Source organism: Dyadobacter frigoris (assembly GCF_005280585.1).
In the GTDB taxonomy this organism is placed as follows: Bacteria; Bacteroidota; Bacteroidia; order Cytophagales; family Spirosomataceae; genus Dyadobacter; species Dyadobacter frigoris.
This window is the reverse complement of the sequence record NZ_SZVO01000001.1, coordinates 797,149-821,644: the sequence shown is the minus strand read 5'-3', so window position 1 is coordinate 821,644 and position 24,496 is coordinate 797,149. Positions and strand designations below refer to the sequence as shown.

13 protein-coding genes are annotated in these 24,496 nt (G+C 40.6%); 4 read left to right on the top strand and 9 right to left on the bottom strand.

The window, feature by feature from the left end; translation table 11 throughout:
- Positions 1 to 21 precede the first annotated feature (21 nt).
- The 8 genes from FDK13_RS03655 to FDK13_RS36545 form a co-directional block, all read right to left on the bottom strand.
- Positions 22 to 1,305 carry a dihydroorotase gene (locus tag FDK13_RS03655; protein WP_137338608.1) on the bottom strand — a complete coding sequence of 428 codons (1,284 nt, stop codon included), beginning with the start codon at positions 1,303 to 1,305 and terminating at the stop codon, positions 22 to 24.
- A 136-nt stretch (positions 1,306 to 1,441) separates the two neighbouring features.
- A complete protein-coding gene (gene gcvH / locus FDK13_RS03650) occupies positions 1,442 to 1,822 on the bottom strand; it encodes a glycine cleavage system protein GcvH (protein ID WP_137338607.1) in 381 nt (126 codons plus the stop codon).
- Between the two features lie 77 nt (positions 1,823 to 1,899).
- A complete protein-coding gene (gene sov / locus FDK13_RS03645; RefSeq protein WP_137338606.1) occupies positions 1,900 to 9,066 on the bottom strand; it encodes a T9SS outer membrane translocon Sov/SprA in 7,167 nt (2,388 codons plus the stop codon).
- A 111-nt stretch (positions 9,067 to 9,177) separates the two neighbouring features.
- Positions 9,178 to 9,768, bottom strand: a complete 591-nt coding sequence (gene ruvA / locus FDK13_RS03640; RefSeq protein ID WP_137338605.1) for a Holliday junction branch migration protein RuvA — start codon at positions 9,766 to 9,768, stop codon at positions 9,178 to 9,180.
- Positions 9,769 to 9,799: 31 nt separating this feature from the next.
- Positions 9,800 to 11,665: a LysM peptidoglycan-binding domain-containing protein gene (locus FDK13_RS03635; protein WP_137338604.1), complete on the bottom strand. Its 1,866-nt coding sequence runs from the start codon at positions 11,663 to 11,665 to the stop codon at positions 9,800 to 9,802.
- 249 nt (positions 11,666 to 11,914) lie between these two features.
- Positions 11,915 to 13,360: an Asp-tRNA(Asn)/Glu-tRNA(Gln) amidotransferase subunit GatA gene (gene gatA, locus FDK13_RS03630; protein ID WP_137338603.1), complete on the bottom strand. Its 1,446-nt coding sequence runs from the start codon at positions 13,358 to 13,360 to the stop codon at positions 11,915 to 11,917.
- Positions 13,361 to 13,452: 92 nt separating this feature from the next.
- On the bottom strand, positions 13,453 to 13,662 hold the full coding sequence (locus FDK13_RS03625) for a Sec-independent protein translocase subunit TatA/TatB (protein ID WP_137338602.1): 210 nt from the start codon (positions 13,660 to 13,662) through the stop codon (positions 13,453 to 13,455).
- A gap of 68 nt (positions 13,663 to 13,730) precedes the next feature.
- Positions 13,731 to 14,162: a YkvA family protein gene (locus tag FDK13_RS36545; protein ID WP_170982700.1), complete on the bottom strand. Its 432-nt coding sequence runs from the start codon at positions 14,160 to 14,162 to the stop codon at positions 13,731 to 13,733.
- A 192-nt stretch (positions 14,163 to 14,354) separates the two neighbouring features.
- Here FDK13_RS36545 and mdh point away from each other — a divergent pair, with 192 nt between their 5' ends.
- The gene (mdh, locus tag FDK13_RS03615; protein ID WP_137338601.1) at positions 14,355 to 15,281 is read left to right on the top strand and encodes a malate dehydrogenase; all 927 of its coding nucleotides are present in this window, start codon (positions 14,355 to 14,357) and stop codon (positions 15,279 to 15,281) included.
- A 64-nt stretch (positions 15,282 to 15,345) separates the two neighbouring features.
- Here mdh and FDK13_RS03610 read toward each other — a convergent pair whose 3' ends face one another.
- Positions 15,346 to 16,728 (bottom strand): hypothetical protein, encoded by a 1,383-nt coding sequence (locus FDK13_RS03610; protein ID WP_229215882.1) that lies wholly within the window; start codon positions 16,726 to 16,728, stop codon positions 15,346 to 15,348.
- 92 nt (positions 16,729 to 16,820) lie between these two features.
- Between FDK13_RS03610 and FDK13_RS03605 the strand changes: the two genes are divergently transcribed.
- The 3 genes from FDK13_RS03605 to FDK13_RS03595 all read left to right on the top strand — a co-directional run bounded on the left by FDK13_RS03605 (position 16,821) and on the right by FDK13_RS03595 (position 24,377).
- Positions 16,821 to 19,667 carry a triple tyrosine motif-containing protein gene (locus FDK13_RS03605; RefSeq protein ID WP_137338600.1) on the top strand — a complete coding sequence of 949 codons (2,847 nt, stop codon included), beginning with the start codon at positions 16,821 to 16,823 and terminating at the stop codon, positions 19,665 to 19,667.
- Positions 19,668 to 19,835: 168 nt separating this feature from the next.
- A complete protein-coding gene (locus FDK13_RS03600; RefSeq protein ID WP_137338599.1) occupies positions 19,836 to 22,871 on the top strand; it encodes a SusC/RagA family TonB-linked outer membrane protein in 3,036 nt (1,011 codons plus the stop codon).
- Positions 22,872 to 22,883: 12 nt separating this feature from the next.
- Positions 22,884 to 24,377: a RagB/SusD family nutrient uptake outer membrane protein gene (locus tag FDK13_RS03595; RefSeq protein WP_137338598.1), complete on the top strand. Its 1,494-nt coding sequence runs from the start codon at positions 22,884 to 22,886 to the stop codon at positions 24,375 to 24,377.
- Positions 24,378 to 24,496 lie beyond the last annotated feature (119 nt).

Genomic DNA, 24,496 nt, shown 5'->3' with positions numbered 1-24,496 from the left:
ACCTGTCATTCAATATGAACTTTAAAACCACTCCAGGCGACTATTATTAAAAACTCCACGCACGGCGCCTTTTAATGTTTGTCCCAGGAACGGGGTATTTTTTGATTTTGAATAGGTTTTACTGAAAGTCCAATCCGTTTCCGGTTCAAAAAACGTCAGATTGGCAACAGAACCTTCAGCAATATTTGTTTCTTCGAGCCTTAATATATGTCTTGGCTTGGTAGTCAGTTTCTCAACAATGTCCTCAACATTTAATCCGCTGTACATTTTGGCAAGAGAGAAAACCGTTTCCAGTCCTGTTATACCAAAATCTGCATGATCAAATTCAAGGTTTTTACTTTCTTCATCATGCGGATTGTGATCCGAAACGATGGCATCAATAGTTCCGTCCAGTAAACCTTCACGAATCGCTTGGTGGTCCGACGGACCGCGGAATGGCGGATTTACTTTTAAATTTGTATCAAAATCAATTAAATCCTTATCTTCAAAAGCCAGCTGATGCGCTGCCACATCACAGGAAACCGGCAATCCTTTTTCCTTTGCCTGACGAATCAGATCCACTGCTTCTTTTGTAGAAACCAGCGAAATATGCAGCATTGGCTGGCCTGTCAATTCCAACGTTGATTTATCCAAAGCATATTCCAGTAATTTCAAATCCCTGTTCAGCATCATTTCCTCGGCAAGCGAAGGCATTCCTTTCATTCCGTTCAAAGTGCTGGTTATGCCTTCATGCATCTGACCAAAAATGGTTAGCTGCGTATCTTCCGGACGATTCATCAGCAATCCATTAAGAGGCTGTAAATAAAGAATCGTTTTAAGAAATAAATCTGCATTCTGTACCGGATGCTCTCCATCCGTAAAAGCAATCGCACCGGCTGTGTGCAGGTCGATCATTTCTGTAAAATCTACACCGGCTGTTTTTTTGGTAACAGCCGCAGCAACATGTAGCTTCACTAAACTTCCAAGTCCCGACTGGCGGATATAATTTAATGTATCCTTACTGTCAACAACCGGCTGGGTATTGGGCAACAAAACAATTTCTGTGAACCCTCCATGTGCAGCAGTTTCCCGAACCGATACAAGATCTTCCTTATGCTCAAAACCAGGATCACGGGAAGCGACACGCATATCGATCCATCCTGTGGAAACACATAATCCGTTTCCTTCTTTTACTTCTGCACCTTCCGCAGACAAGTCATCGCCTATCTGCGCTATTTTTCCATCCACGATCAGTATATCCCGGACCTGATCGTGGAAAGATGATTTTTTATCAATGATTCGAACCGATCGAATTAATACTTTCATAAATTGTTGTGACCGCACTAAGCGAATTTATTTTTATCAACACTGATTCTTACAGCAATGCGATGATTCACCTGTATTAAAATCCCTTTTTTCAATAAGCAAAAAAAAAGCTCCCTTCGGAGCTTTAATGCTTTCATCATTCTCCAATAAATTGTTTGTAATCTTCGGCAGAAAGCAAACCTTCGGTGTCTTCCGGATTAGCCAGAGTTACTTTAACCATCCAGCCTCTTCCGTAAGGATCAGAGTTTACCAATTCCGGTTCAGCATCAAGTTCGTCGTTAACTTCTGTAACTGTTCCGGCAATCGGAAGGAATAAGTCAGAAACTGTTTTAACAGCTTCAACTGAGCCAAAGACCTCTCCTTTTTCGAGCGAATCCCCAACTGTATTAATATCTACATACACGATGTCACCCAATTCTTTCTGTGCGTGATCTGTAATTCCGATAAAAGCCGTATCACCTTCAATACGGATCCATTCGTGATCTTCTGTGTACTTTAGTTCTGAAGGGAATTCCATGGTATATTTATAGTAAGTTTTGAATCGTATTCAAGCGCAAATTACACGATGTACAATGTATTTTCCAAATCGAAATTTTATTCTGCCAAATTGAACTTCAACTGAACACCTCCGGAAGTACTTGCCCGGTAAAATGAGTTGGACACCAGCGGGTCATTAAATGTCCTGTCAAAATAAAACTGGCAGCTTAAACGATTGTTAACAACATAATTAATTGTCGGGTGCAGCTGGAAATTTATATTACCGGCAATCGGTATATTTTCCCCGTCAAATTTCCGCTGGATTGAACGCGTATCACGGAAAGTAAGACCAAGCTGCATCGTCATATCATTTTTCAGCTTCTTTTTGACACCATTAATTTTGAATGGCAGCGGAACATTGTTTTTGGTAAAACCAATATTGACAGTCACGTCCTGATTAAATAATTCTGCAACCTGAGCGTTGGAAAGGTTCAGGGCAACCGTTCTGTCACGGTTGTAATCTATACTTCCTGTAATCCGGCTTTGCGTCCGGAAAGTCACCCCGATCAAAGGAGCGAATTTCTCGGAAAGCGTAATCGTACTCATTGAGAAAACCGGCACGTATTGTCCAAGATAATTCGTCTTTGATGACAACGGATAACCCGTCACCGCAAGATTTACATACAACGCTGAATAATCAAGATTTGATGTAAAGTTACCAACACTGTAAGTTGATACATATTTGTGCTTCATGGTGAAACTGCTGAATATCTTCTTGAATCCGGGCAGTCTCGACAATCCGTCATAGTTGATATCCCAGTTCGGCATCGGGAATTTGAGGAACGGATTGGTACGAACTGTTTTGGGATCTTTTCCGGTATATGCCGCAAAGAATGACGAGATCAAAACATCCTGAGAGTTTTCATTGTATTCTCCTCCACTGCCATTTTCACTATTCAGACGGTCACGAAGTATGGCACGATAACTAACAAATTTATCAAAAACGGGTGACGAATTATCTTTCCGGATTTTGGCAAATGCAGTTCTGAAAGACATAAATGACATACTGAACTGGCCATTTCTTAATGGATTTTCATGCGAATAATTTCCGGTAGAATCCGGCCGGTAAAATTCCTGATAAGCATCCTGCCTCGTGAGCCTGACTTCAATCTGCATCCTGAAATCCTTGAAAGGTTCAAGCGAAGTATTGGCTGCAAAGTTTTTGGCAATGGTTTGCTGGAAAGGCTGGTTTTGCTCCTTGCTCGCCGTAATCCATCCTTTTTGTCCGGCCTTCGTTTGGAAATTCCTGTCCTGCTGGCCTAAGACAAATCCCAGTCCCGGAGCATTGGCATTGTCAAGACCAAAATGTTTCGGTGCTCTCAAATATCCCGGAAGTGCTGTGGTTTCCAATACAGAATAACTGACATTAATACCTCGCACTGTCATTAAAACCCGTGTAATATTTTTCAAAAGATCTGTTGATCGCATGTCGATATCTTCAATATCACCCGGACTTCTTGCAAAATTCTTTTTCTGCGCGGAAGGTGTATTGGCAAATTTCAGGTAACGTAATTTGTTATAAAGCATTACAAAATCGACCTTTCCTGAAATACCTCTTTCTCTGCTATTTCGGATAATATCTCCAAACGGAAGACTGTCGCTATCTACCAATCCCAGTGCATTCGCCTGATAATTATAGTCGATCGAATGCGAATAATCAGCCGTCATCCAGTCCAGAAGCGGAATTTTATCCAAAGGCAAACGGTAGGTCAATTTTATCTTCTGGTCAAAATTCTTGATCCGGCCCAGTTTCATGAAGTTATGCCACAGGGAATCCTTCTTTTGCGACGTATTAATATCTCCCATCGGCTCATCGATAATCGAATTCGCAGAAGCGTTGTATAACAAAGTCATGTTCTTGGTCAGATTCCAGCCAAAATCGTAATAACGATTAAACCAGAAATATTTTTCAAACATCGGTACCTGACCATCCGTAGTCAAATCAGCATTCCGAAGCTGTGTTCTGGCAAAACGACGGTCAACATCAGCCCGCAAAGAAACCATGTTGGGCAGCAATGTCACATTAAAATCCCTTACAAATTCAGCATAGCGGTTTGTTGCTTTCATTTTTTTGAAAGGCTCAAACGGTTTTGGCTGACTACTGAATATATAATTTATGCCTCCCTTATATGCGCGTTGATTATATTCCTGTGTTAGAATATTCCTTCGGGTATCGTCACTGAAAGCGTAAGTAAAGGATAGGTTTTCAAAATCATAGAAATGGTTTTTGACTCCGGGTTTTGTTTTTATTTTCCTGACGTTTGAGAAGTTTATCCCTCGCCTGACTGCGTTCTCCTCAACGAGTCGCCGGTAACCATCCCGCTCTTCATCTGATTGTAAATTGGCCAGCGTCGTTGATAAAGGAACATCGGGATCGAGCGGATCAAAATGCGGTTTTACATTTCGCCTGTCATAACTTACGAATAATGGAATACTGAAGCCCCATTCCTGAGGCAGCAATTTATCAACAGCAATATTCGATGAAAAACCATATTCCGTAGTCAGGTTTCTTGATCGCTCACCAATCCGCTGCTGAACACTTCCAAAACCGAAAGTTTCAATACGCCCGGAAGCGGTCACCGTTGCGAAATCTGCAAGTTTTGCGTTTAACTGGGCAATAGCTGCCCAGCCACCATGGTCATCAAAACCTTCGGCGTGCATTTCATCCGTCCAGATACAAAACGTTTTCGAACGTTCGTCAGCTGACTTTGGATTTCGCATACCAATCATCATCACACGAACTGCACTCAAATCCGGATTTCCGACAACCGTTATTTTATATCTTCCGTCCGTTGTCATCATGACGTACGGCGTGGACTGATTTCTACCAATAGCCTTATTTCTATTTGTTTTGGCAAGTACCAGATCAGCCAGCGCAATGTTCAATTCATTATTCTCCGGCCAGACCAGTTCGCTAGTTGCAACACCTTCAGCGGTTGACGTAAGGCCCGAAATATCAATTTCATAATAGTTCTGGGTAAGGTCGGTTCCAATGCGCATAAATGCACCTACCATACTGTTTTCATTTGCATCGTTTTGCATGTGTATATACATGCGCAGACGCTTGCGGAACAACAGATCCAGATTTACGTTTTTATAAACTGCTCTTGAATCACCATCACGCAGATCAGTCACACATAAACTCATCGATTGCTCGTTCAGTTGCAAAGTTGGTCTCTGTGTAAAATCCTGATCACGCTGCCAACCCGGAGGCAATTGGTAAACATATTTTTTCGCTGTGCTTGAGGTCCCGCTATTTTCTTCAATACTTACAGTTCCGACCGTAAATTTGGCATCGTAAGGTTCAGGAACTTCCTGCAATCCGGCCACGTCCAGATTATATGTATATTTACGATACTGCTGTCCGATCATTTGAAGCTGGGCAAAACGCAATACAACAGGCTGCTGAAAATCCGTCAGATACATTCGCATGAAACGAATGGATTTAAAACCACTGATCGTTCCAACCTGCCCCGTAAATTCTTTGATAGGAACACGGAACAAATACCAGTTCTGCCCGTCTGTTGTCGTTTGATCTACAATAAAACCGTTACCAACTTTTAGCTGGCCTGGCTGTAAATCGATTTGGTATTCGTAGTATGCTTCGTTATCGTTAATGGTATTATCAACATTCATATCCTCCCCATCAGGAACGCTGGTGGAGGCAGGTGTGATTAGCGACGCGTTGCCCGCACTTTCCGGAGAGTTATTCTCCATACCGATGTAGTCCTTATAACGCTGAAGAACTTTCAGGTTTTCAGCATCCAGATCCGCCCCAAGGAAATATTTAAAATCATCTCCGGAAGGATCCGCTAGTATTTTAGCTTTTGCATCCGCAGAAAGATTCGCTGGTAAACGATCCAGATATTCCTTAAAAAATGTTCTTTCTTCTTCATTACTTAATCCATCCAGACCTACATCCTGTTTTTGGCGTGCTCCGGATTCGTTGCTGAATGCATTGATCAAATATTGCGATTTAGTAACCTGTCCCCAAATCGTCTGCTCAACATTGTCTCCCACCACCTTGTTGACAATTGGCAATCCATTTTCAAAATTATATCGTTCATCAGGAATTGCATCTTCGGAGATATCTCCCAGGTTGAACATTAACTTACCACCTGTTGTATTATTGGTATTAAAGGTTCCCGGTGAGCCAGGATTCCCATCCCGGACAATACCATTATCACCGGTAATAAATGGATCAAGCATCCAGAATTCGATACTTTCAATATTGGCATTATCAAAATCATTATCAGAAGTAATCGCTCTGCTTAATCCTCCGAAATTTTGTCGCGTTGTTTTTAAGCGGCCATTCGCATCCAAATCTGTGTTATAATTATACATACCACGTTCGTTCGGGTAGTATGCAACATCAAGAATGTTTTGAGGATAATTGATCAAACCAGCCACGGACCTTAATGGGAAAATATCTTTTGGAAGGTATAACCTTTCATAAAAATTCTGGCGGTCAACGTCTGTAATATTCGTTGGAGGCTGTGCACTGCCGCCCAAACCTGCCGATCCTCCGAAAAGATTATCTACAACATAAGCCGAAATCTTTGCTCTTTTATATCCATAATTCAGCGATTTGCCATCAAAGCCTTCATGGAATTTTGGAGGCACTGCGGATAATCTCCACTTTTGCGGCTGACGTGCTAAATCATAAATTGTTCTTGTAGACTCAAAGTCATCAATCAATGAGCGGTTATTCACTTCTTTTGAAACGCCAGGGAATAATTTAGCAAACTCTCCCTTAAACTGAATCGTTGACATTTCCTTCGTTTGCAAAAACGGAAGAGCATCCAGCCAGCGCGTCAGGAAAGGAACATTTTTGCGAATATTGATACTGAAACCAAGCATTGTATTGTTTACCGGCTCATTACCAATCGCTACACGTGTCAAAAATCCGGCAGGTTTTTCGTGATAGCGAATCGCTGTCATACCCAAACTGATATCGCGGTTAACCACATAGTCAAGGTGAGTTCCCAGTAATGTTCTGATTTGATTCTGGAACATATCGGGACGTTCGTATTCAATCACAATTTCACGTCCGGAATTCATTACACTGCTGTTCAATATCCGGACACGGCCAATTTGTGCTTCAACAATATAATCAGAACCGGCAGCAAGCGGTACACCACCGGAAGTAACGGTAACCGATGTTTCCAAAACACCATAAGGCAGAGAAACTTCCGTTCCTCCGCTGGATTGATACGATCCTTTCAGATAAAACTTATTATGCGTTGTCACTTGCTGCGCATCGATCATGGTCGTGCGGTACAGTTCGTTAAAAACGTATTTTGACCGATACGCCTCGTCTGAAATTCTTGTTGTAAGGTTGGATCCGAACGGCTCCAAAACCGGGAAAAACACACGGCCTGTTTTTGTGTCAATCGTAACACCGTCAACAAAGTCAAAATTTCCGTCGGGCTGCAAATCATTTACCGGATTCAAGCGGTCAAGTCCCATTACGCGGATCAACGGGATATTGGCAAGATTACTTTCCTGTAAATTAGGATTATCAATACCGGTAAGGTCATCTTTATAAATTATCCGAAGTTGAAATCCGGTTTTTTCAATGGAGCTTGTCCCAAGCGTATAGACGTTTTTCATCATCAAATCCCACATCGGCAACTTCGTATTGTTACGAATTGTTGAAGATTTGATTAATTTCAGCGCGATTACCTCATCATCTTTACGATTCTGATAATCTTCTGTAAGCTCTCCTACTTTATAAGATCTTCCGTTATAAGTATATTCATAAGCAACACCCAGAACTTCATCATTTCTCAGTGGGGTAGTCAAAGAAATATAGCCTAACTGCGGATGAAAAGTATATTCCCGATCCTGAACCAGTTTCTTCGCACCTCTCAACAATTCATAATCCACCGTTTTTTCAAACCCCAAAGCCGTGATTGAAGAATTTGTATTATCAACCTGACGGAAAGCAGTATTATTTGCAAGTGTCTGGAATAATCCGTTGGTAGCATTATCAGCAGGTAAATTAGCGCGAATTGGCTGGAGACTTGTATTGCTGGTTCTGTAAGGTACTGGTTCTCCAAGATCTGTAAAACCAACCACGTTACGCAACGATTCAGTCGTCGTTGTTCTGTTCGTCACATAAACTTCCATCCGGGTAATGGTAATACCTGAAGTGATCTGTGGTGTATTTTTTAAAGCAGCTTCATATTTACTACGGAAAAACTGAGATAGGAAAAAGTTACGATTTTCGTCATAAGTATCGACCCGTATTTCAAAATCCCGGCTTTGCGCTCCGCCCCGTAAAACAATCCGTTCCTTACTTGAACGCTGCTGGGATGCTACAAATGTGGCGCTTAAACGACCAAACTGAAAGTCAGTTTTTAAACCAAAAAGATTCTGAACACCAGGAATTAACTGACTGTTTATGGCCCAGTTAATATTACCAGCTTCCACTTTTCTCAGAAAACTTTCCTCAGGATTTTTATAATTCAGCTTTAATGCATTTTCAAAGTTAAAGCTGGCTTTTGTATCGAAGTTGGTCAAAAAACCAAGCCTGTCTCCAAGGTTGGCATTGAAGTTAATGCTGATTTGTTCGTTAAAAATAAAGTTGGTATTCCTCCTCTGACGAATCGGAAGAGCCGGATTGTCAATAAACTGGTTCATTACACCAAGGTCCAGTGCAACAAATCCGGTTGGTTTAAAATCCAGAAATTTATCTCCCAGGATTTTAGAAAGCGCCGGCGGAACATCCAGTTTTGGCAAAAGGCCCCGCGCTCCCATTGCACTTTTCCCATCCTGACGCGAAGAATATTCTCTTAACAAACTCTTAAACGCACGATCTTCCAACGCCTTGTCGTAGGTTTCAAGATCCATGTTTTCCGGAGCACGGTAATCCAGATTTCCTGTTGGCGTTGTTATAGTTTCAGTCACGCCAATCTTACCTGAACTATCCAGTAAGATCGATGTTGAAATATTGGCCGGATCTTTAAGATAAAATGGAGATCGCGGACGAGGCTGGGCAAATTTATTGGAATAATAATCTTTCCAACGCATAATCAACTGATTACCTGACCGATCCACATTTTTTCGTGTGGTATCCCCGATCGTATCAGAGAGTATGGCCCAGTCGGCAGCAGCCTCAGAATATGATTCCTTTTGGTCAACAGAAGCCGTTGCCAGCAGCATCGCTCCGGTTGAAATTGTTACAGCCTTAAAAAGAGATGAGTAAACAGTTGATGACAAGGCTAATAATCTTTATTTTGAGAGGGGTTTTGCAATCATCAATAGCAACATATTCAACAAACCGGTAAAAAGCTTATCCATATTTTACGAACAATTATGTTAAAATCCAGATTAACGAAGCGCAAGTTTAATTAATTGCTCCACCGTTATTTCGTAGCCTTCCCGTTTGATAATCGTATCCACGCTTTTTTCCGCAGTTGCCTTTGGAATACCCAAAGTAACCAAAGCTGCCAACGCTTCGCTTCTCAGAGCATTGTTTGAACTGCCAGGCGTTTTTACCCCGGTAGTAAGCATTGCATCTTTGCGCATTTTATCACTTAGCTCCAATATTACTCTTTGTGCCGTTTTCAACCCGATTCCTTTCATGGACTGGATCAAACGTAAATCTTCATCGATGATACCCTGACGGATCTCAGCAGATGAGAGAGAAGAAAGCATAACCAGCGCTGTTGAAGGACCAACTCCTGAAATACTGATCAAATCAAGAAAAAGTTTTTTTTCATCATTTTCCAAAAAACCGAAAAGTACGTGTGCGTCTTCCCGGATATTCAGATAAGTGACCAGCTTACACCGCTTCCCAACATCCGGCATAGCAGCGTAGGTCTGCAAAGAAATACGAACCTCATAACCCAGACCCTGGATGTCAATAACAGCAAAAGCAGGATCTTTATAAGTTACGGTTCCGTCAACGTAGGCAATCATAAGTATAGTATGTGTGTTAATAAAGCTACTTCTAGCTCGATACGATTAATTTCATTCCTGGTTTAATCTCGTTTCCTCTGATCTTGTTTGCCTTTTTCAAAACTGTAACAGGCAAACCGTAACGCAGCGAGATATTCCATAGCGTATCGCCTTGCTGTACCGTGTGGTACCGCATTTTGATATGTCTTGATTTTCTGGTTTCTTCTTTATCCGGTATGTCTGCTTTTTCATTTTTTGCAGAAGCTATCATGGTTGCAGGAACTGTAACTTTTACATCTTTGTAAACAATCAGCTTCTGTCCGCCTTTGATCGCACTTTTGCGAATATGGTTCCAGTTTCTCAGTTCAGCTATTTCTACATTATATTTTCTTGAAATAGATTCCAGCGTTTCGCCTCTTTTAACAATATGGGAAGATTTCTTCGACTGGATTTTTGTAATACTTCCGGTTTGCTGAATTTCTTCACTTTCATCCTGTCCCTCGCTATCTGCTAAAACTACTTTTTCAATTGTATCAATTTTAGACAGTTCCTTTTCAGGTTTTGCGGAAGCAGCCATAACAACCGGTTTTATCTTAACTTTTACATCCTTGTAAAAAACCAGTCGCTGACCTCTCTTCAATGCGTTTTTGCGCATATGATTCCATCTCTTCAATTCGGCAACCGCAACATCATATCTTCTTGAAATAGATTGCAAAGTCTCCCCTCTCTTAACGGTATGTGAAGATTTCTTAGATTTAATTTTTGTTACCCCTCCATCAGCATAATCATTTCCGTACTGATCGCCGTCAACGTAGGCATAAGGAAATGCGCCTTTCCCTAATGCAGCTGCTCTGGCACTGTCAATTCCGGCAAGCAATACGCCTGAAGGAAGCAATCTGCGGGTACAGGAATCCATGATCACGTTTCTATTGCTCATCAGATAAGTATACTTCACACTCGGTACTTTCAAAACAAAATCACGTGTTTGATCGGGTAAAATTGTTTTGGTCAACTGAGGATTAAGTTTATTCAATTCCTCAAAATCAATACCGCTGGTTTCACAAAAAGTCACTAAATTAATATAACCATTTACATGGATCGTATCATTAGGGATTTGATATTCAGGATTTTGCGCATAAACTCCGTGATCATTTCCGTAGTTCATCATGTAATTCATGGCCACATATTGAGGCACATATGATCTTGTTTCTTTTGGAAGCGCATTATAAATTCCCCAGAAAGTAGTTCCATGAGAACGGCGCATGGCACGTTTCACGTTTCCCGGGCCTGTATTGTAAGAAGCTAAGGCTAATTCCCAGTCTCCAAAAATATTATAAAGCTGTTTCAGATAGCGGCACGCAGCTTCGGTTGCTTTTACCGGCTCAAAGCGTTCGTCAATATAACTATCCTGGTACAATCCGAACTCACGGCCGGTTGCAGGCATAAACTGCCACAATCCACCTGCTCTTACTCTTGAAAGGGCAGTTGGATTCAGTCCAGACTCAATCATTGACAAATATTTCAGCTCTGTCGGAAGACCGTATTTCTGAAGTGTTTTTTCAAATAAGGGGAAGTAAAGAGGCATTTTCTCCATCATACTGATGGTGAACTTTGTTTTCTTGTAGATAAAGTATTCCACAAATTCGTGGGAAGACTTATGATATGTCAACGGAATTGACTTTTCCAGTTTTGCAAACCGCTCTCGTAACAGTTCCTCGGGAATAGCTGGCGTTAAACCAATTTCCTCCACATTAGGAAGCATAGGAATGTTGGTATTTTCATCAGCTTCCGCTGCTATCCCTAGCGTGTCCGGGCCAATAATTCCTAATTTCTCTTGTTGTATTGTCGCCATAACCGGCGAATTCCACAATCCCACACACACGGCTCCAAGCCACAATACTCTTTTTGAAATCCTCATTAATTATGCTTTTTGATGGGTTAGTCAATTCCTGTTATCAAATAGTCAATGTCTGATGATGAATACTTTATAGAAAAATGACGTACTATTTATAATCTTTCAGATTGATTGGTATCAATTTAAAAAAACTATCTACTACTGGCACAATTATTTTACACAAACACCGGTGTCAAATAATATTAATTTGGTTTTAGTTACTTTCAATCTTTTTACCACAAACTGAAACAAAGTTAGTATTCCGCAGGTAAATTACGCCTCTAAAATATTTTCTTTTAAAATTAATGAAAGATGATTTGCAAATGAAAGCATCTTTTGCTCTTCAAAAAAGGGAGCCATAATTTGAATACCGATCGGCATACCCTCTTTATCGACGCCGTTGGGAATAGAAACAGCGGGATTTCCCACAACATTGGCCTGAACTGTAAATATATCAGCAAGATACATTTGTAAAGGATCTTCTGTTTTCTCTCCGATTGTGAACGCGGTCGTTGGTGTTACAGGTGAAATAAGAAAATCAAACTGCCCGAAAAAGCGTTCGGTTTCTTCCCGCACCAATCTTCTAACGCGTTGCGCCTTGGTATAGTATGCGTCGTAATAATTTGCACTTAAAACAAAAGTACCTAATAATATTCTTCTCCTTACTTCTTCACCAAAACCTTCGGTTCTGGTATTTTTATAAAGAGCCTCCAGATCACCTTTTACAGCAGATCTATGGCCATAACGAACACCATCAAATCTTGATAAATTTGAACTGGCCTCAGCCGTTGTAAGAATATAATAAGTTGGCAATAAATAATCCAGCAAAGGCATTTCAACCGGCGTTACCTCATGCCCCGATGCGCGCAAACGATTAAGAACTTCTAATGTTTGTTCCCGAATTTCAGGTGCAATAGATTCATTTTCAATCGTGTCCCGAATATAGCCAATTTTAGCTTTACCATTCCAATCCAGATTTTTGGAATAAGCGGGTACTTCTTTTAAAGAAACGGTACTGTCAAAATCATCGCCTCCAGCCATAACTTCCAATAGCAAAGCGGCATCCTCAATACTTTTGGTAATCGGTCCGATACAATCGAAAGAAGAAGCGTAAGCAATAAGACCATAACGGGAAACACGGCCATAGGAAGGTTTCACACCAATGACACCACAAAAGGCAGCGGGTTGGCGGACCGATCCACCCGTATCACTACCCAAAGAAGCATGACAAAGCCCGGCTTGTACAGCAACGGCAGAGCCTCCGGAAGAACCGCCAGGTACTTTGGAATTGTCTGCAGCATTTAATACCGGACCGAATGATGAACTTTCATTGGATGATCCCATCGCAAATTCGTCACAATTCTGACGACCGATTACAATCGCATCTTCATCAAGAAGGCGTTGTACGGCTGTTCCGGTGTAAGGAGCAATATAAGAATCTAAAATCCGGCTTCCGGCTTGTACGCCATGTCCTTTATGAGAAAGGACATCTTTTAACCCTATAATAAGTCCGGCAAGCCTACCTGCGGTCCCATTCCGGATTTTAATATCAATTTCAGAAGCAAGGCGGAGCGCTTCTTCTGAATATACTTCAACGAAAGCATTTAAATGGGCATTGGACTCAATCCGTTCCAAATAATGATTTACCAACTGCACGCAGGTTAAACCTCCTCCACGCAAATCATTTTGTATCTCGGTCAGCGTCGGGTACTCTTTCAACGTAATTATTTTTGGCGGGTAACAAATAAAAAATCAGAGCCATTTAAGTTTTTACTAAACGGCTCTGTTATGTACACAATACAACGGAAAAACTACTTTGTGGTAGTATCTTCCATGCTTTTTTCAATATTCTCTTTTACGTCTTTGGTAGCGTTTTTGAACTCATTAATCCCCTGGCCCAAACCACGCATTAATTCAGGAATTTTTTTTGCACCAAAGAAAAGCAAAACGAACAAAGCTACCAAAAAGATCTCTTGTCCACCCAATCCCATAATTCCCCCTAAAACAGTTACTGATTCCATATCTATTCTTTGATTATATGTTTACAAAAATACTTATTATTTTGAAAAGAACTAAAACTTCAGACACTTTATCCTATATTAATTGTTTTTTCATTCTTTTCCCATTCACTGAATTTACGAATATCTTCTCCCAGTGTCCTGATCAGCCAAAGCACCAGCGCAATGTCATCGGTAATTCCTATAACAGGCAGAAAATCAGGAATCAGGTCAATTGGTGATACAAAATAAATTAACACCGCAACAATTGATACCAGACTTTTCCAAGGCAAATTCTTATACGCTCCCGAAGAATAAGCTTTCACCATCCGGACCAGCAATTGTACACTGCTTTGAAACTCCGACAGATTTCCCTTAAAGCCAATATGTTTCAGTTTGCCAACAACTTCACCTGCTAACTCGAAAAGACGGCTTGCGTTTCCAGCATATCTTCCTGCCTTTCCGGTTGCCTTTTTAAAAAAAATTGAATGTAATATTCTTGTGATCAACGAATCATTATTCATTTCCTAAATAAAGAAAAAGTGGTTTGTGATGACAATATAACTATCTAATTACGTAAAAAATTGCATTTCGGATCATTCCGAACTACTTTTCTTACAAAAATCAAATCAGCTTGTGGTTTTAACAAATTAAGTACCCTATTTTTAGGTTATATTTCAAAACATTAATTTTTATACAATTAACTATATTTTTTTATGAAGATTACAGTCGTAGGCGCAGGTGCTGTGGGTGCAACCACAGCTGATAATATTATTCGTCGCGAATTGGCGGAAGAGTTGGTGCTGCTGGATATAAAAGAAGGTGTAAGTGAAGGAAAATCATTGGATATGTACCAAACCGCTGCATTGCTTGGTTTTAACACAAAGCCAATCGGTTCAACAAATGACTATGAAAAAACAAAAGGATCTGATGTAGTGGTGATCACTTCCGGTATTCCACGCAAACCCGGCATGACTCGTGAAGAGCTTATCGGTATTAATGCAGGCATCGTAAAATCAGTAACTGAAAATATTTTAAAATATTCTCCAAAGGCAATTATCATCGTTGTTTCCAATCCTATGGATACCATGACTTACCTTGCTTTAAAAGAATCAGGTATTCCTAAAAAACGTCTTATCGGAATGGGCGGCGCTTTGGACAGTGCCCGTTTTAAAACATATCTTGCACTTGCCATGGATGTTTCTCCAAGTGACATACATGCCATGGTAATTGGCGGACACGGCGATACAACCATGATACCCTTGACACGCCTGGCTACTTATAATGGTATTCCTGTGAGCCGTTTCCTTTCAGCTGAAAAACTGGAACAGGTTGCTGCTGATACCATGGTGGGCGGTGCAACACTTACGAAACTTATCGGAACTTCGGCCTGGTACGCGCCGGGTGCTGCTGCTGCGATGATGGTTGAAAGTATCGTTCGCAACCAGAAACGTATCGTTCCATGTGGTGTTTATTTGAATGGTGAATATGGCCAAAAGGATATTTGTATGGGTGTTCCCGTGGTTCTGGGCCGTAATGGCTGGGAGAAAATCATCAACCTTCGCCTGAGCGATGCAGAAAAAGCGGCATACGAAAAATCCGCAGAAGCAGTAAGAGCAATGAATGGTGCGCTTACTTTCTAAAAACAAAAAAAGAAGTCAACCTTTTAAAGGTTGGCTTCTTTAATTATTACGCTAATGTTATTTATCAGATAGAAACCTGATATTGCAGGATCCAGGATCCCTTCCTTAAATCTTTTTGAAGTTCATTTGCAATCGTACTGTTTTTATAAATCGGGCGGTTTTCATAGTTAAGCGTCAGCTTTCCATTATTCCCCTTCATCAGCCAGTTGACACCAACATTATAAAGAATCATCGGATCCCGTAATCGTTCATAATCCGACTTCTGTAAAGATGCGTACGGCATCAGTGTCCCATGACTTCGTAACAATCCATCTTTAAGTTTATAACCAAACTGTGAATAAATCACGTTACCGGTTCCAAACATCGGATACGCATTTCCCTGTGTTCCGCTAACACCTGTTATAGGCAACGTGGTTCCTGTTGCCGGGTTCATACTTCCGTTATAGCGCAGGTAACCCTTGCCATAACCCATATGAAAATAACCCAGATAAGCCGAAACAGCTGTTCCTTTATCTTTATTCAAAGGCATATCAAGGTAAGACGCCACGGACCAAAGATTCATGTTACTATATAATGTATCCACGCTTTCTTTTCGCCAGGTTGCATTTTTCTGCGCGATAAAACCTGCCTCAATGTTCCAGATTTTACGTTTACCAAAATAAGTTCCCGTCATATATCCCGGCGTGGTGTTGTCTTCGGTCTCAAAAATGTTGTAAATTAATAATCCGTCAAATTGCTTTTTATGTTTTTTCTGGGCGAAGACTGAATTGGCATTCAACGAAGGCGGAACCGCTCCGTTTGTTTCAATCGGGAAAGGATCTGCTACGCTGATGCGATAATTAATCTTACCGACTTGTCCGCGACTATAAATGGCAAGTTTACGGGCGAACTGGTCCGTTTGATCCACCGTAGCCTGTGCAAATATGGGAACATCCAGCGTCATGATCGTTGAAATACTGGGTTGCGAAAAACGGGAAAGTCCGTTTACAATTGTCAAACCACCTCCAAAACGAATGAAGTTATTCCCTTTTCTCTGTACTTCATATTCCCCGAGCGCATCATGAAAAAAAGCTCCAACTTTGCGGTTGCTCGGTGTCCCGACCGTATTATATCCAGGGAAACCATTTGTCTTGTTAAAGTTGTTCAACCCAAACTGCGTATAGAAAAATATTCGGTCGGTAATTTGACCAAACAGTTGTATTCGTGTACGGCGCAGACCTATATCAAAAGTCTGAGAGGCAGGATCAGTCAGAACAGTCGTTCCGGGATTATTATCATTAAGCCTGAACCAGGCCTGATTGATAAAAGTAAATTTAACATAATGAGAACCAGAAGGATTCAAACTGTATCTTATGTCACTTTTGTTATTATCGTCCGTCGGTTTGACTTGCGACATAACCGCAGAGGAAGTCAGTAAAATTAAACAAAGTACTTTTTTTATTACCATATACGTTGGTCTGTTTTAGAATTTACTAGTATTAGCACCCTATAATAAACAGGTAAAACGACATTAAAAACAAATTAAAAATGATTTTTTTAATGATAAAAGAGTGTTTTTTTGACATTTTGTTTTTCAATCAACCAGGTAAAAACAAACTGTTCGAGCGTTACACTTTACTTATCCTCTTTATATTTCCTTTCCTGGCGACCGCGCAGGAAACACCTCAGCTTATAAATTATCCTAATACCGTTTACAAAGCGCACAACCAAAACTGGGAAATAGCGCAAAGCAGAGACCACATTATTTATGTTGCCAATTCTGACGGTTTGCTGGAATATGACGGCGCAGTATGGAAATTATATCAGCTCCCGAACCGGCAAATAATCCGTACCGTTTTATGTGATACTACCGCAAACGGAGATTCCCGCGTTTATGTCGGAGGATTTTCGGAATTTGGTTACTGGCAAAAAACCGGAAAAGGACAGCTGATTTATCACTCACTCAGTCAAGGTACTAATTTCAAAAGTCTGAAAACGGAAGAAATCTGGCACATCACAAAAACCACCGATGCCATTTATTTTCAATCCTTCGCGAGGATATATAAATACGATGGCAAAAAGATAACAGAACTGAAATCGTCAGGAAATTTCATGTTCATACGCAACGTCCGGAACCGGTTGTTTTTTAATATGCTGACAAATGGTTTATATGAATTGAAGGATGATAAGTTTTTATCGCTTCCCGGCACTTCATCCCTCGCCAATGCAGTAGTTTCCAGCATTCTACCTTTTTCAAATAATCGACTTTTGATTACAACCACAAAACATGGTTTATTCATTTATGACTTTGAAAAACTGACCGAATGGAAAATTCCGATTGCGGAAGAATTAAAGAAGAATATTATTAATAAAGCTCTCATACTGAGTACGGATAGTAGTCTTGCCTTAGGGACAATATTAAAAGGACTTTATATTCTTGATAAAAACGGGAATCTGAAATATCACTTCAATAAAGAAAATGGTTTGCAGAATAATACAGTTTTAGCGCTCAGCGAAGATAGCAGAAAGCATATTTGGCTAGGTATGGATCAGGGAATTGACCTGATAAAGTTATCCTCTCCCATCATTTCCTACCAAAAAAATGATAATCCGCTTGGCTCTACATACGCGGCAGCTATCTGGAAGAATAAACTTTATGTTGGGTCCAATAATGGCGTTTTTGTAAAAAAATGGCCGTCGGCAGAATCTTTTCGCGCAATTCCAGGGCTGGAAGGACAAACCTGGAATCTTAAAGTAGTTGATGATCAGCTTCTCTGTGGGCATAATGACGCGACTTTTCGAATTGAAGAAAATGGCATTAAAAGAATTTCATCCGTAACAGGAGGCTGGGTCTTCCTTCCGGTTGAAACAAAGAAAGAGAAACTTTTATTGCAAGGATCATACACGGGCCTTCATGCTTACAGGAAAGATGACAATGGAAACTGGGTATATGCTTTTGAAATAAAAGGAATACCACCTATCCCTATCAAACAGATTGTCATGACAAAAGATGGCTCGCTTTGGCTCGCTCATGCTTATAAAGGACTATTCCGGACTATTTTGAATGAAAATATGGATTCTGTAAAAGTCTGGCAGGAATACAAATCTCCGGTTGATATCCCCAGCGAGTTTGCAGTCGAAATCACGCCATGGAAACAAAATCTTCTTGTTCGTTCAGGAAATGGCTTTTTTAAGCCAAACGATCAAAATAAATTGATGCCTTACATGGATTTGAACAGGAATGACAACGATGCTTTCAAAATTCGGTCAGGAATAGATGGAGACTGGTTTAAAGTTTATTTAAGCAAAATAATTTATACAAATAAAAGCGGTTCACGTTCACTGGATTTGTCTCTATTAAGAAATAATGAAACGATTATCCCTTTATCAAATCAATATTATTTTTTCGGATTAGATAATGGATATGCGCTGTATGACAGGACTATTGCTGAAAAACCGATAACAGCTGCAATGACTCCTATTATTCGTAAGGTTGTGAATTTGAGAAATCTTGCAGACATGTTTGAAACGAAAAGCAATACAGTTTTGCCAAAAAACGTCCGGTCTATCCGGATTATGTATGCTTTACCAGTTTTTGGACAAAATCTTCAATATAAATATCGTTTGAAAGGACTTTCGGAACAGTGGTCCGAATGGACGGATCAGAGTTATGTTGAATATACCAATCTGGAATCCAAAGAATACACTTTCGAAGTAAAAAGCAATTTGAATGAGCAAATTACCACGTACAGTTTCTCAGTAAATCCGTATTGGTATGAAACCGTTTGGGCGAAACTATTATTTGTATTGATAGCCGCCGCAGCGCTAACGGGAATTATTTTCTATCAGGAGAAAAGATTAATCTCTCATCGAAAAAAGCTATTGCAGGAGCAGGAAGAAAAACTACGGCAGCAAACATTGGTTAATGAAAGAAGAATCATCGAGATCAGAAATGAAAATCTTCAGAGCGAAATCAAAAACAAAAGCCAGCAGCTTAGTAATGTTGCGATCAATGTCGTTCGTAAGAATGAAATTTTACAGGAAATACGTGACGAACTTCAACAGGTAAAACAGGAATTAGGCCAGCAATTACCCAACATTCATTATCAAAAACTGCTTCATAGTATTGAAAGAAACGTCGCCGGGAAAGACGACTGGGTTTTGTTTGAAGAAAATTTCAATGAGGTCCATGATGAATTTTTCAAACGTTTGAAGAAAGCCTGTCCTGAAATCTCCCCGTCGGAACTTCGTTTGGCAGCTTGTCTAAGAATGAATCTTTCCAGCAAAGAGATGGCTCCCGTGTTGGGAATTTCTCTTCGTGGTATCGAAATCAAACGATACAGATTAAGAAAAAAACTTCAACTGGCTAATGATTTCAATCTCAATGAGTATATGATGGAGGTCTAAGTCATATAGACAAAACCAATATTTTCTTCTTTAAACACCAAAATTCATTGCATTATTCTTATTGATGTAGTGGTGATGTAGTGCTATTTTTGACAATGGCTATTATTCCTTCTTAGTTTTGAAGACAATTTAATCTTTGTAAAGTTCAAAATACCTAACTAGAAACCAATGAAAGCAAATGTACGATCACTGTACTTGTTGATCATTTTTGCGTGTATGACCACACTATCGTTCGCGCAGGGAGTTAACATAACAGGTAAGGTCACTTCATCAACAGATGGCTCCGCACTTCCTGGTGCGAGCGTTTTGATAAAAGGAAGCACAACAGGAGTGCCAACCGATATTGACGGAAATTTCACCATTAACGTTCCGTCTACTACATCAATCCTGGTCGTTTCCATGATCGGAATGACACCTCAGGAAATCACCGTAGGTTCCAATTCCGTAATTAACGTTTCGCTATTGGAAGATGCACGTGCATTGAATGAGGTTGTCATTGTAGGTTACGGAACACAAAAGAAACTTGACATAACAGGTTCTGTGGTTTCCATAAAAGGCAGTGAGATTTCAAAACAATCTTCGATTAACCCTGTCAGTGGTTTACAAGGAAAAGTAGCCGGTGTTCAAATCAACAATTCAGGAAAACCAGGTGAAGCACCTCAGATTCGTATCCGCGGTGTCGGCACTGCTTATGGTAGTCCTAACCCGCTTTATGTGGTCGACGGAGTTTGGTTTGACGATATCAGCTTTCTTAACTCCAATGATATTGAGAGCATGAACATCCTGAAAGATGCTTCAAGCCAGTCGATTTATGGTGTGCGTGCAGCAAATGGTGTTGTGTTGATTACTACTAAAAAAGGAAAATCAGGAAAAGCGATTGTTGATTACAATGGTTATGTGGGTGTTCAGAAAGTGACCAACCAGATTAAAATGGCTAATGCGAATCAGTATTCTACCATGATCAATGAGCTGAGCGCTATCAACGGAGGAAAACAACTTCTGGACCCATCCCAATATGGAGAAGGAACGGATTGGTACAAACAAATCCTTCGCGATGCATTCATTACAAACCATCAGATCTCTGTCAGCGGCGGTGGTGAAAAATCAACTTATGGTCTTTCTCTTGGTTTTCTGAAACAAGATGGTATTGTTGACAGAAATAATTTCAAACGTTACACTGCCCGTTTCCAAAACGATTTCCAGATATCTAAAAACCTGAAAGTCGGATATACTGCAACAGGTGCATTCAGTAAATCGAATGACGAAGCAGGCGGAATTTTCCGTCAATTGTACGCCGCAGCTCCGGTTGTCCCGGTTTATAATGCGGATGGCTCATACGGAGATCCTTCCAAATTATTTCTGGGAGACGCAGTTAGTTTTAACCCACAGGTAACGGTTGATGTTTTCAACCAGGTTACGAAGAAGACATTATTGACAGCGAATGCGTATGCCGAATTGTCGTTTTTGAAAGACTTCAAGTTCCGTACCAGTCTGGGTGGACGTTATGGACAAGATGAAACAAGAACTTACACACCAGTTTATGCGGCGACCTTAGCACAACGTAATACCAACAGTTTACTAAAATTTGTTCGCCCGCAAGCACGTTATTGGATTTTTGAAAATACACTGACTTATACCAAAGAAATCGGTAAACACAGTTTCACTGCACTTCTTGGTCAATCGGCTCAGCACGATCAGTCTTATCAGCTTACCGCTACTGCACGTGATGTTCCTTACAAAAGTGAAGGTGACTTGTATCTTGCTTTGGGAGATGCTGATACCAGAAGCGTAACAGATGAGGGTGATTTAGCAACCTATTCATCTTATTTTGGTCGTGTTAATTATTCGTTTTCTGACCGTTATCTGATCAATGCATCGTTAAGAGCAGATGGTTCATCCAAATTTTACCAAGGTGGAAATGGCTGGGGTTATTTCCCTTCTGTGGGTGCGGGCTGGGTTATCAGCAATGAGCCTTTCCTGAAAGACCAGAAAGTATTTGACAACCTAAAACTTCGCGGTAGCTGGGGTAAAATCGGAAATGCTTCCGTTCCTTCAAACCTATCCACTTTAACGGTTGCAACGGGTGGATCTCTTGCTGCAATTTATGGCGGTACTGTAAACACAGGTGCAAGTATCAACTCTATTATTCCGCCGGTTACTTACTGGGAACGCGGTGTAGGTACGGATATCGGTTTAGAAGCATCGATGATGAAAAATCGTCTTTCAATTGAACTGGACTACTATACCAAGAAAACAGAAAGAGCCATTTTTGATATTCCTGTTTTAGCTTCTATCGGAACTCAGTCCGGTAGTATCCTTGGAAACCAGGCTGATTTCCAAAATAAAGGATTTGAAGCGTCGATCAGCTGGAGAGACGAAATTGGCAAAGATTTGTCATACAGCATTGGGATTAATGGTAGTATGAATACCAATAAAGTTTTGTCGGTATCCACAGGTGCTAACCCGATTTACGCTGGTGGTGTAGGACTTACAGGTGGTGCATTGGCTACAAGAACCCGCGTTGGTGATCCTATCGGTTCATTCTACGGATATATTGTAGACGGTATTTTCCAAAACCAGGCAGAAATTGATAAATCAGCTCAGAAAACAGCTAAACCAGGTGATTTCAAATACCGCGATATCAGCGGAACTAATGGAACGCCTGACGGTACTATTACCGGCTTGGACAGACAGGTAATTGGTAACCCAAACCCAAAATACACTTACGGTATCAATACAACCTGGAACTATAAATGGCTTGATTTAACACTGGATTTCCAGGGTGTTGCTAAAATTGATATTTACAATGCAAATCTGGGCTGGCGTTATGGAAATGAAAATTTCACAAAAGATTTTTACGAAAACCGCTGGCACGGAGAAGGGACTTCAAATACGTACCCTTCTACAAATATCGGAGGCGGTAGCAATTATCTTCCCAACTCATTCTTTGTACAAAGCGGAAGTTATTTCCGGGTTAGAAATGCGCAGTTAGGATTTACCCTGCCGACAAAAATTACAGAACGTTTGAAGTTGAAAAAACTAAGAGTTTATGCAAACGCGCAGAATGCACTTAACTTTTTCAAATACAAAGGACTTTCGCCAGAAGTTAGAGCAACTGACAATAAACCAACAACGGCTGGAATTGATGCCAACGTTTATCCGTTGTCTGCAACTTACAATTTTGGAGTAAATATTACTTTCTAAGATTTCACGACTATGAACAATATAGATTTTAAAACAAATTTTAAACGGATTGGGCTTTACGCCGGACTTACTTCCATGTTGCTTTTTCCGGTAGCATGTCAGGACAGCTTCCTGGATACCGATCCGCAAGGCAAGCAGGCTGGTGATGTTTTCTGGGTAAATGAAAGCGATGCAACCAAGGCTGTTAATGCCATGTATGCAAATTTGCGCAGTTTCGACAACATCGCTTTTGGATCAGTTGCCGTTGAAAGCTTAGGTTCTGATGAAACAGAAAAAGGAAGCTCTGCGTCGGATGCAACTTTTTTGAATACCTATGACAACTTTTCAGTTGGTTCTACGGATGGACAGCTAGGTGCATTCTGGTCTGCTCAGTATAAAAATATTAACTATGCCAATCAGGTTTTAGATAATATCCCAGCGATCACGATGACTGCTGCGCTGAAAGACAGATATCTGGCGGAAGCAAAATTCATCCGTGCGTATTCTTATTTCAGATTGGTACGTGCTTTTGGTGACGTTCCTTTAAGACTGAAAGTGCCTGCCGGAACAGCAGAATACAACATTGCTAAAACTGCAAAAGCAGAAATTTATACAGCTATTGAAAAAGATTTAACAGAAGCAGAAGCTGTGTTACCAACGAGCTACGGAACTGCCGATTTAGGTCGTGTTACAAAAGGAGCCGCTTTGTCTTTACATGCAAAAGTATCGATGTATGAGAAAAAATGGCAGCAAGTGTATGACTTGACTACACAGGTTATTGGTTTAGGTCAATATAAACTGGTTGCCAATTATGAGCAGTTATTTAGAATTATCAACGAAAATTCCACGGAATCCGTTTTTGAAATACAAAATGCGCTTGTACTTGAAAATGCCGATGCGTCTAATTCTCAATATTCACAGGTTCAGGGTGTAAGAGGTGTTGTAGGCGGCGGCTGGGGTTTTAATGTTCCAACGCAGGCACTGGCCGATGCATACGAAACGGGAGATCCAAGGAGAGATGCAACGATTATTTTCCGTGGTGAAACAACGCCTGAAGGTGATTTCATTCCAACCGTTGGTGACAATCCCATGTACAATCAAAAATCTTACGTGCCTTTCAGCCTTTATGTCTCAGGATTTAATGAAGGTGCGCAGCAAAATGTACGTGTGATCCGTTATGCTGATGTTTTGCTGATGAACGCAGAAGCAGCTAATGAATTGGGAAAATCAACGGAAGCATTAGCTTCTTTGGAAATTGTTCGTGCAAGAGCAAGAGGCACAAGTGCTACGATCTTGCCAAAAGTTACCACAACGGAACAAGTTGCTTTGAGAACCGCTATCTGGCACGAACGTCAGGTTGAATTGGCTATGGAATTTGACCGTTATTTTGATGTGATCCGCCAGGGAAGAGGGACGACTGTTTTTGGACCAAAAGGATGGATTGCAGGTAAAAATGAAGTATGGCCAATTCCTCAAACTGAAATTGATTTGAGCGGTGGTGTATTGACACAAAATTCAGGATATTAACCCATAAGATTTCTAAAAAACACCGGTCTGAAAGTGCTAACAAATCAGGATTCTGATTATTAAAACTTCGGACCGGTGTTTTCTTTTTTCTTCCAAAGGGAAAATTTCTTCCTAATTCC

Coding starts and splice junctions, on each gene's coding strand:
- FDK13_RS03655 (WP_137338608.1), bottom strand. CDS start 1,305: ATGAAAGTATTAATTCGATCGGTTCGAATCATTGATAAAAAATCATCT.
- gcvH (WP_137338607.1), bottom strand. CDS start 1,822: ATGGAATTCCCTTCAGAACTAAAGTACACAGAAGATCACGAATGGATC.
- ruvA (WP_137338605.1), bottom strand. CDS start 9,768: ATGATTGCCTACGTTGACGGAACCGTAACTTATAAAGATCCTGCTTTT.
- FDK13_RS03635 (WP_137338604.1), bottom strand. CDS start 11,665: ATGAGGATTTCAAAAAGAGTATTGTGGCTTGGAGCCGTGTGTGTGGGA.
- FDK13_RS03625 (WP_137338602.1), bottom strand. CDS start 13,662: ATGGAATCAGTAACTGTTTTAGGGGGAATTATGGGATTGGGTGGACAA.
- FDK13_RS36545 (WP_170982700.1), bottom strand. CDS start 14,162: ATGAATAATGATTCGTTGATCACAAGAATATTACATTCAATTTTTTTT.
- mdh (WP_137338601.1), top strand. CDS start 14,355: ATGAAGATTACAGTCGTAGGCGCAGGTGCTGTGGGTGCAACCACAGCT.
- FDK13_RS03610 (WP_229215882.1), bottom strand. CDS start 16,728: ATGGTAATAAAAAAAGTACTTTGTTTAATTTTACTGACTTCCTCTGCG.
- FDK13_RS03605 (WP_137338600.1), top strand. CDS start 16,821: ATGATAAAAGAGTGTTTTTTTGACATTTTGTTTTTCAATCAACCAGGT.
- FDK13_RS03600 (WP_137338599.1), top strand. CDS start 19,836: ATGAAAGCAAATGTACGATCACTGTACTTGTTGATCATTTTTGCGTGT.
- FDK13_RS03595 (WP_137338598.1), top strand. CDS start 22,884: ATGAACAATATAGATTTTAAAACAAATTTTAAACGGATTGGGCTTTAC.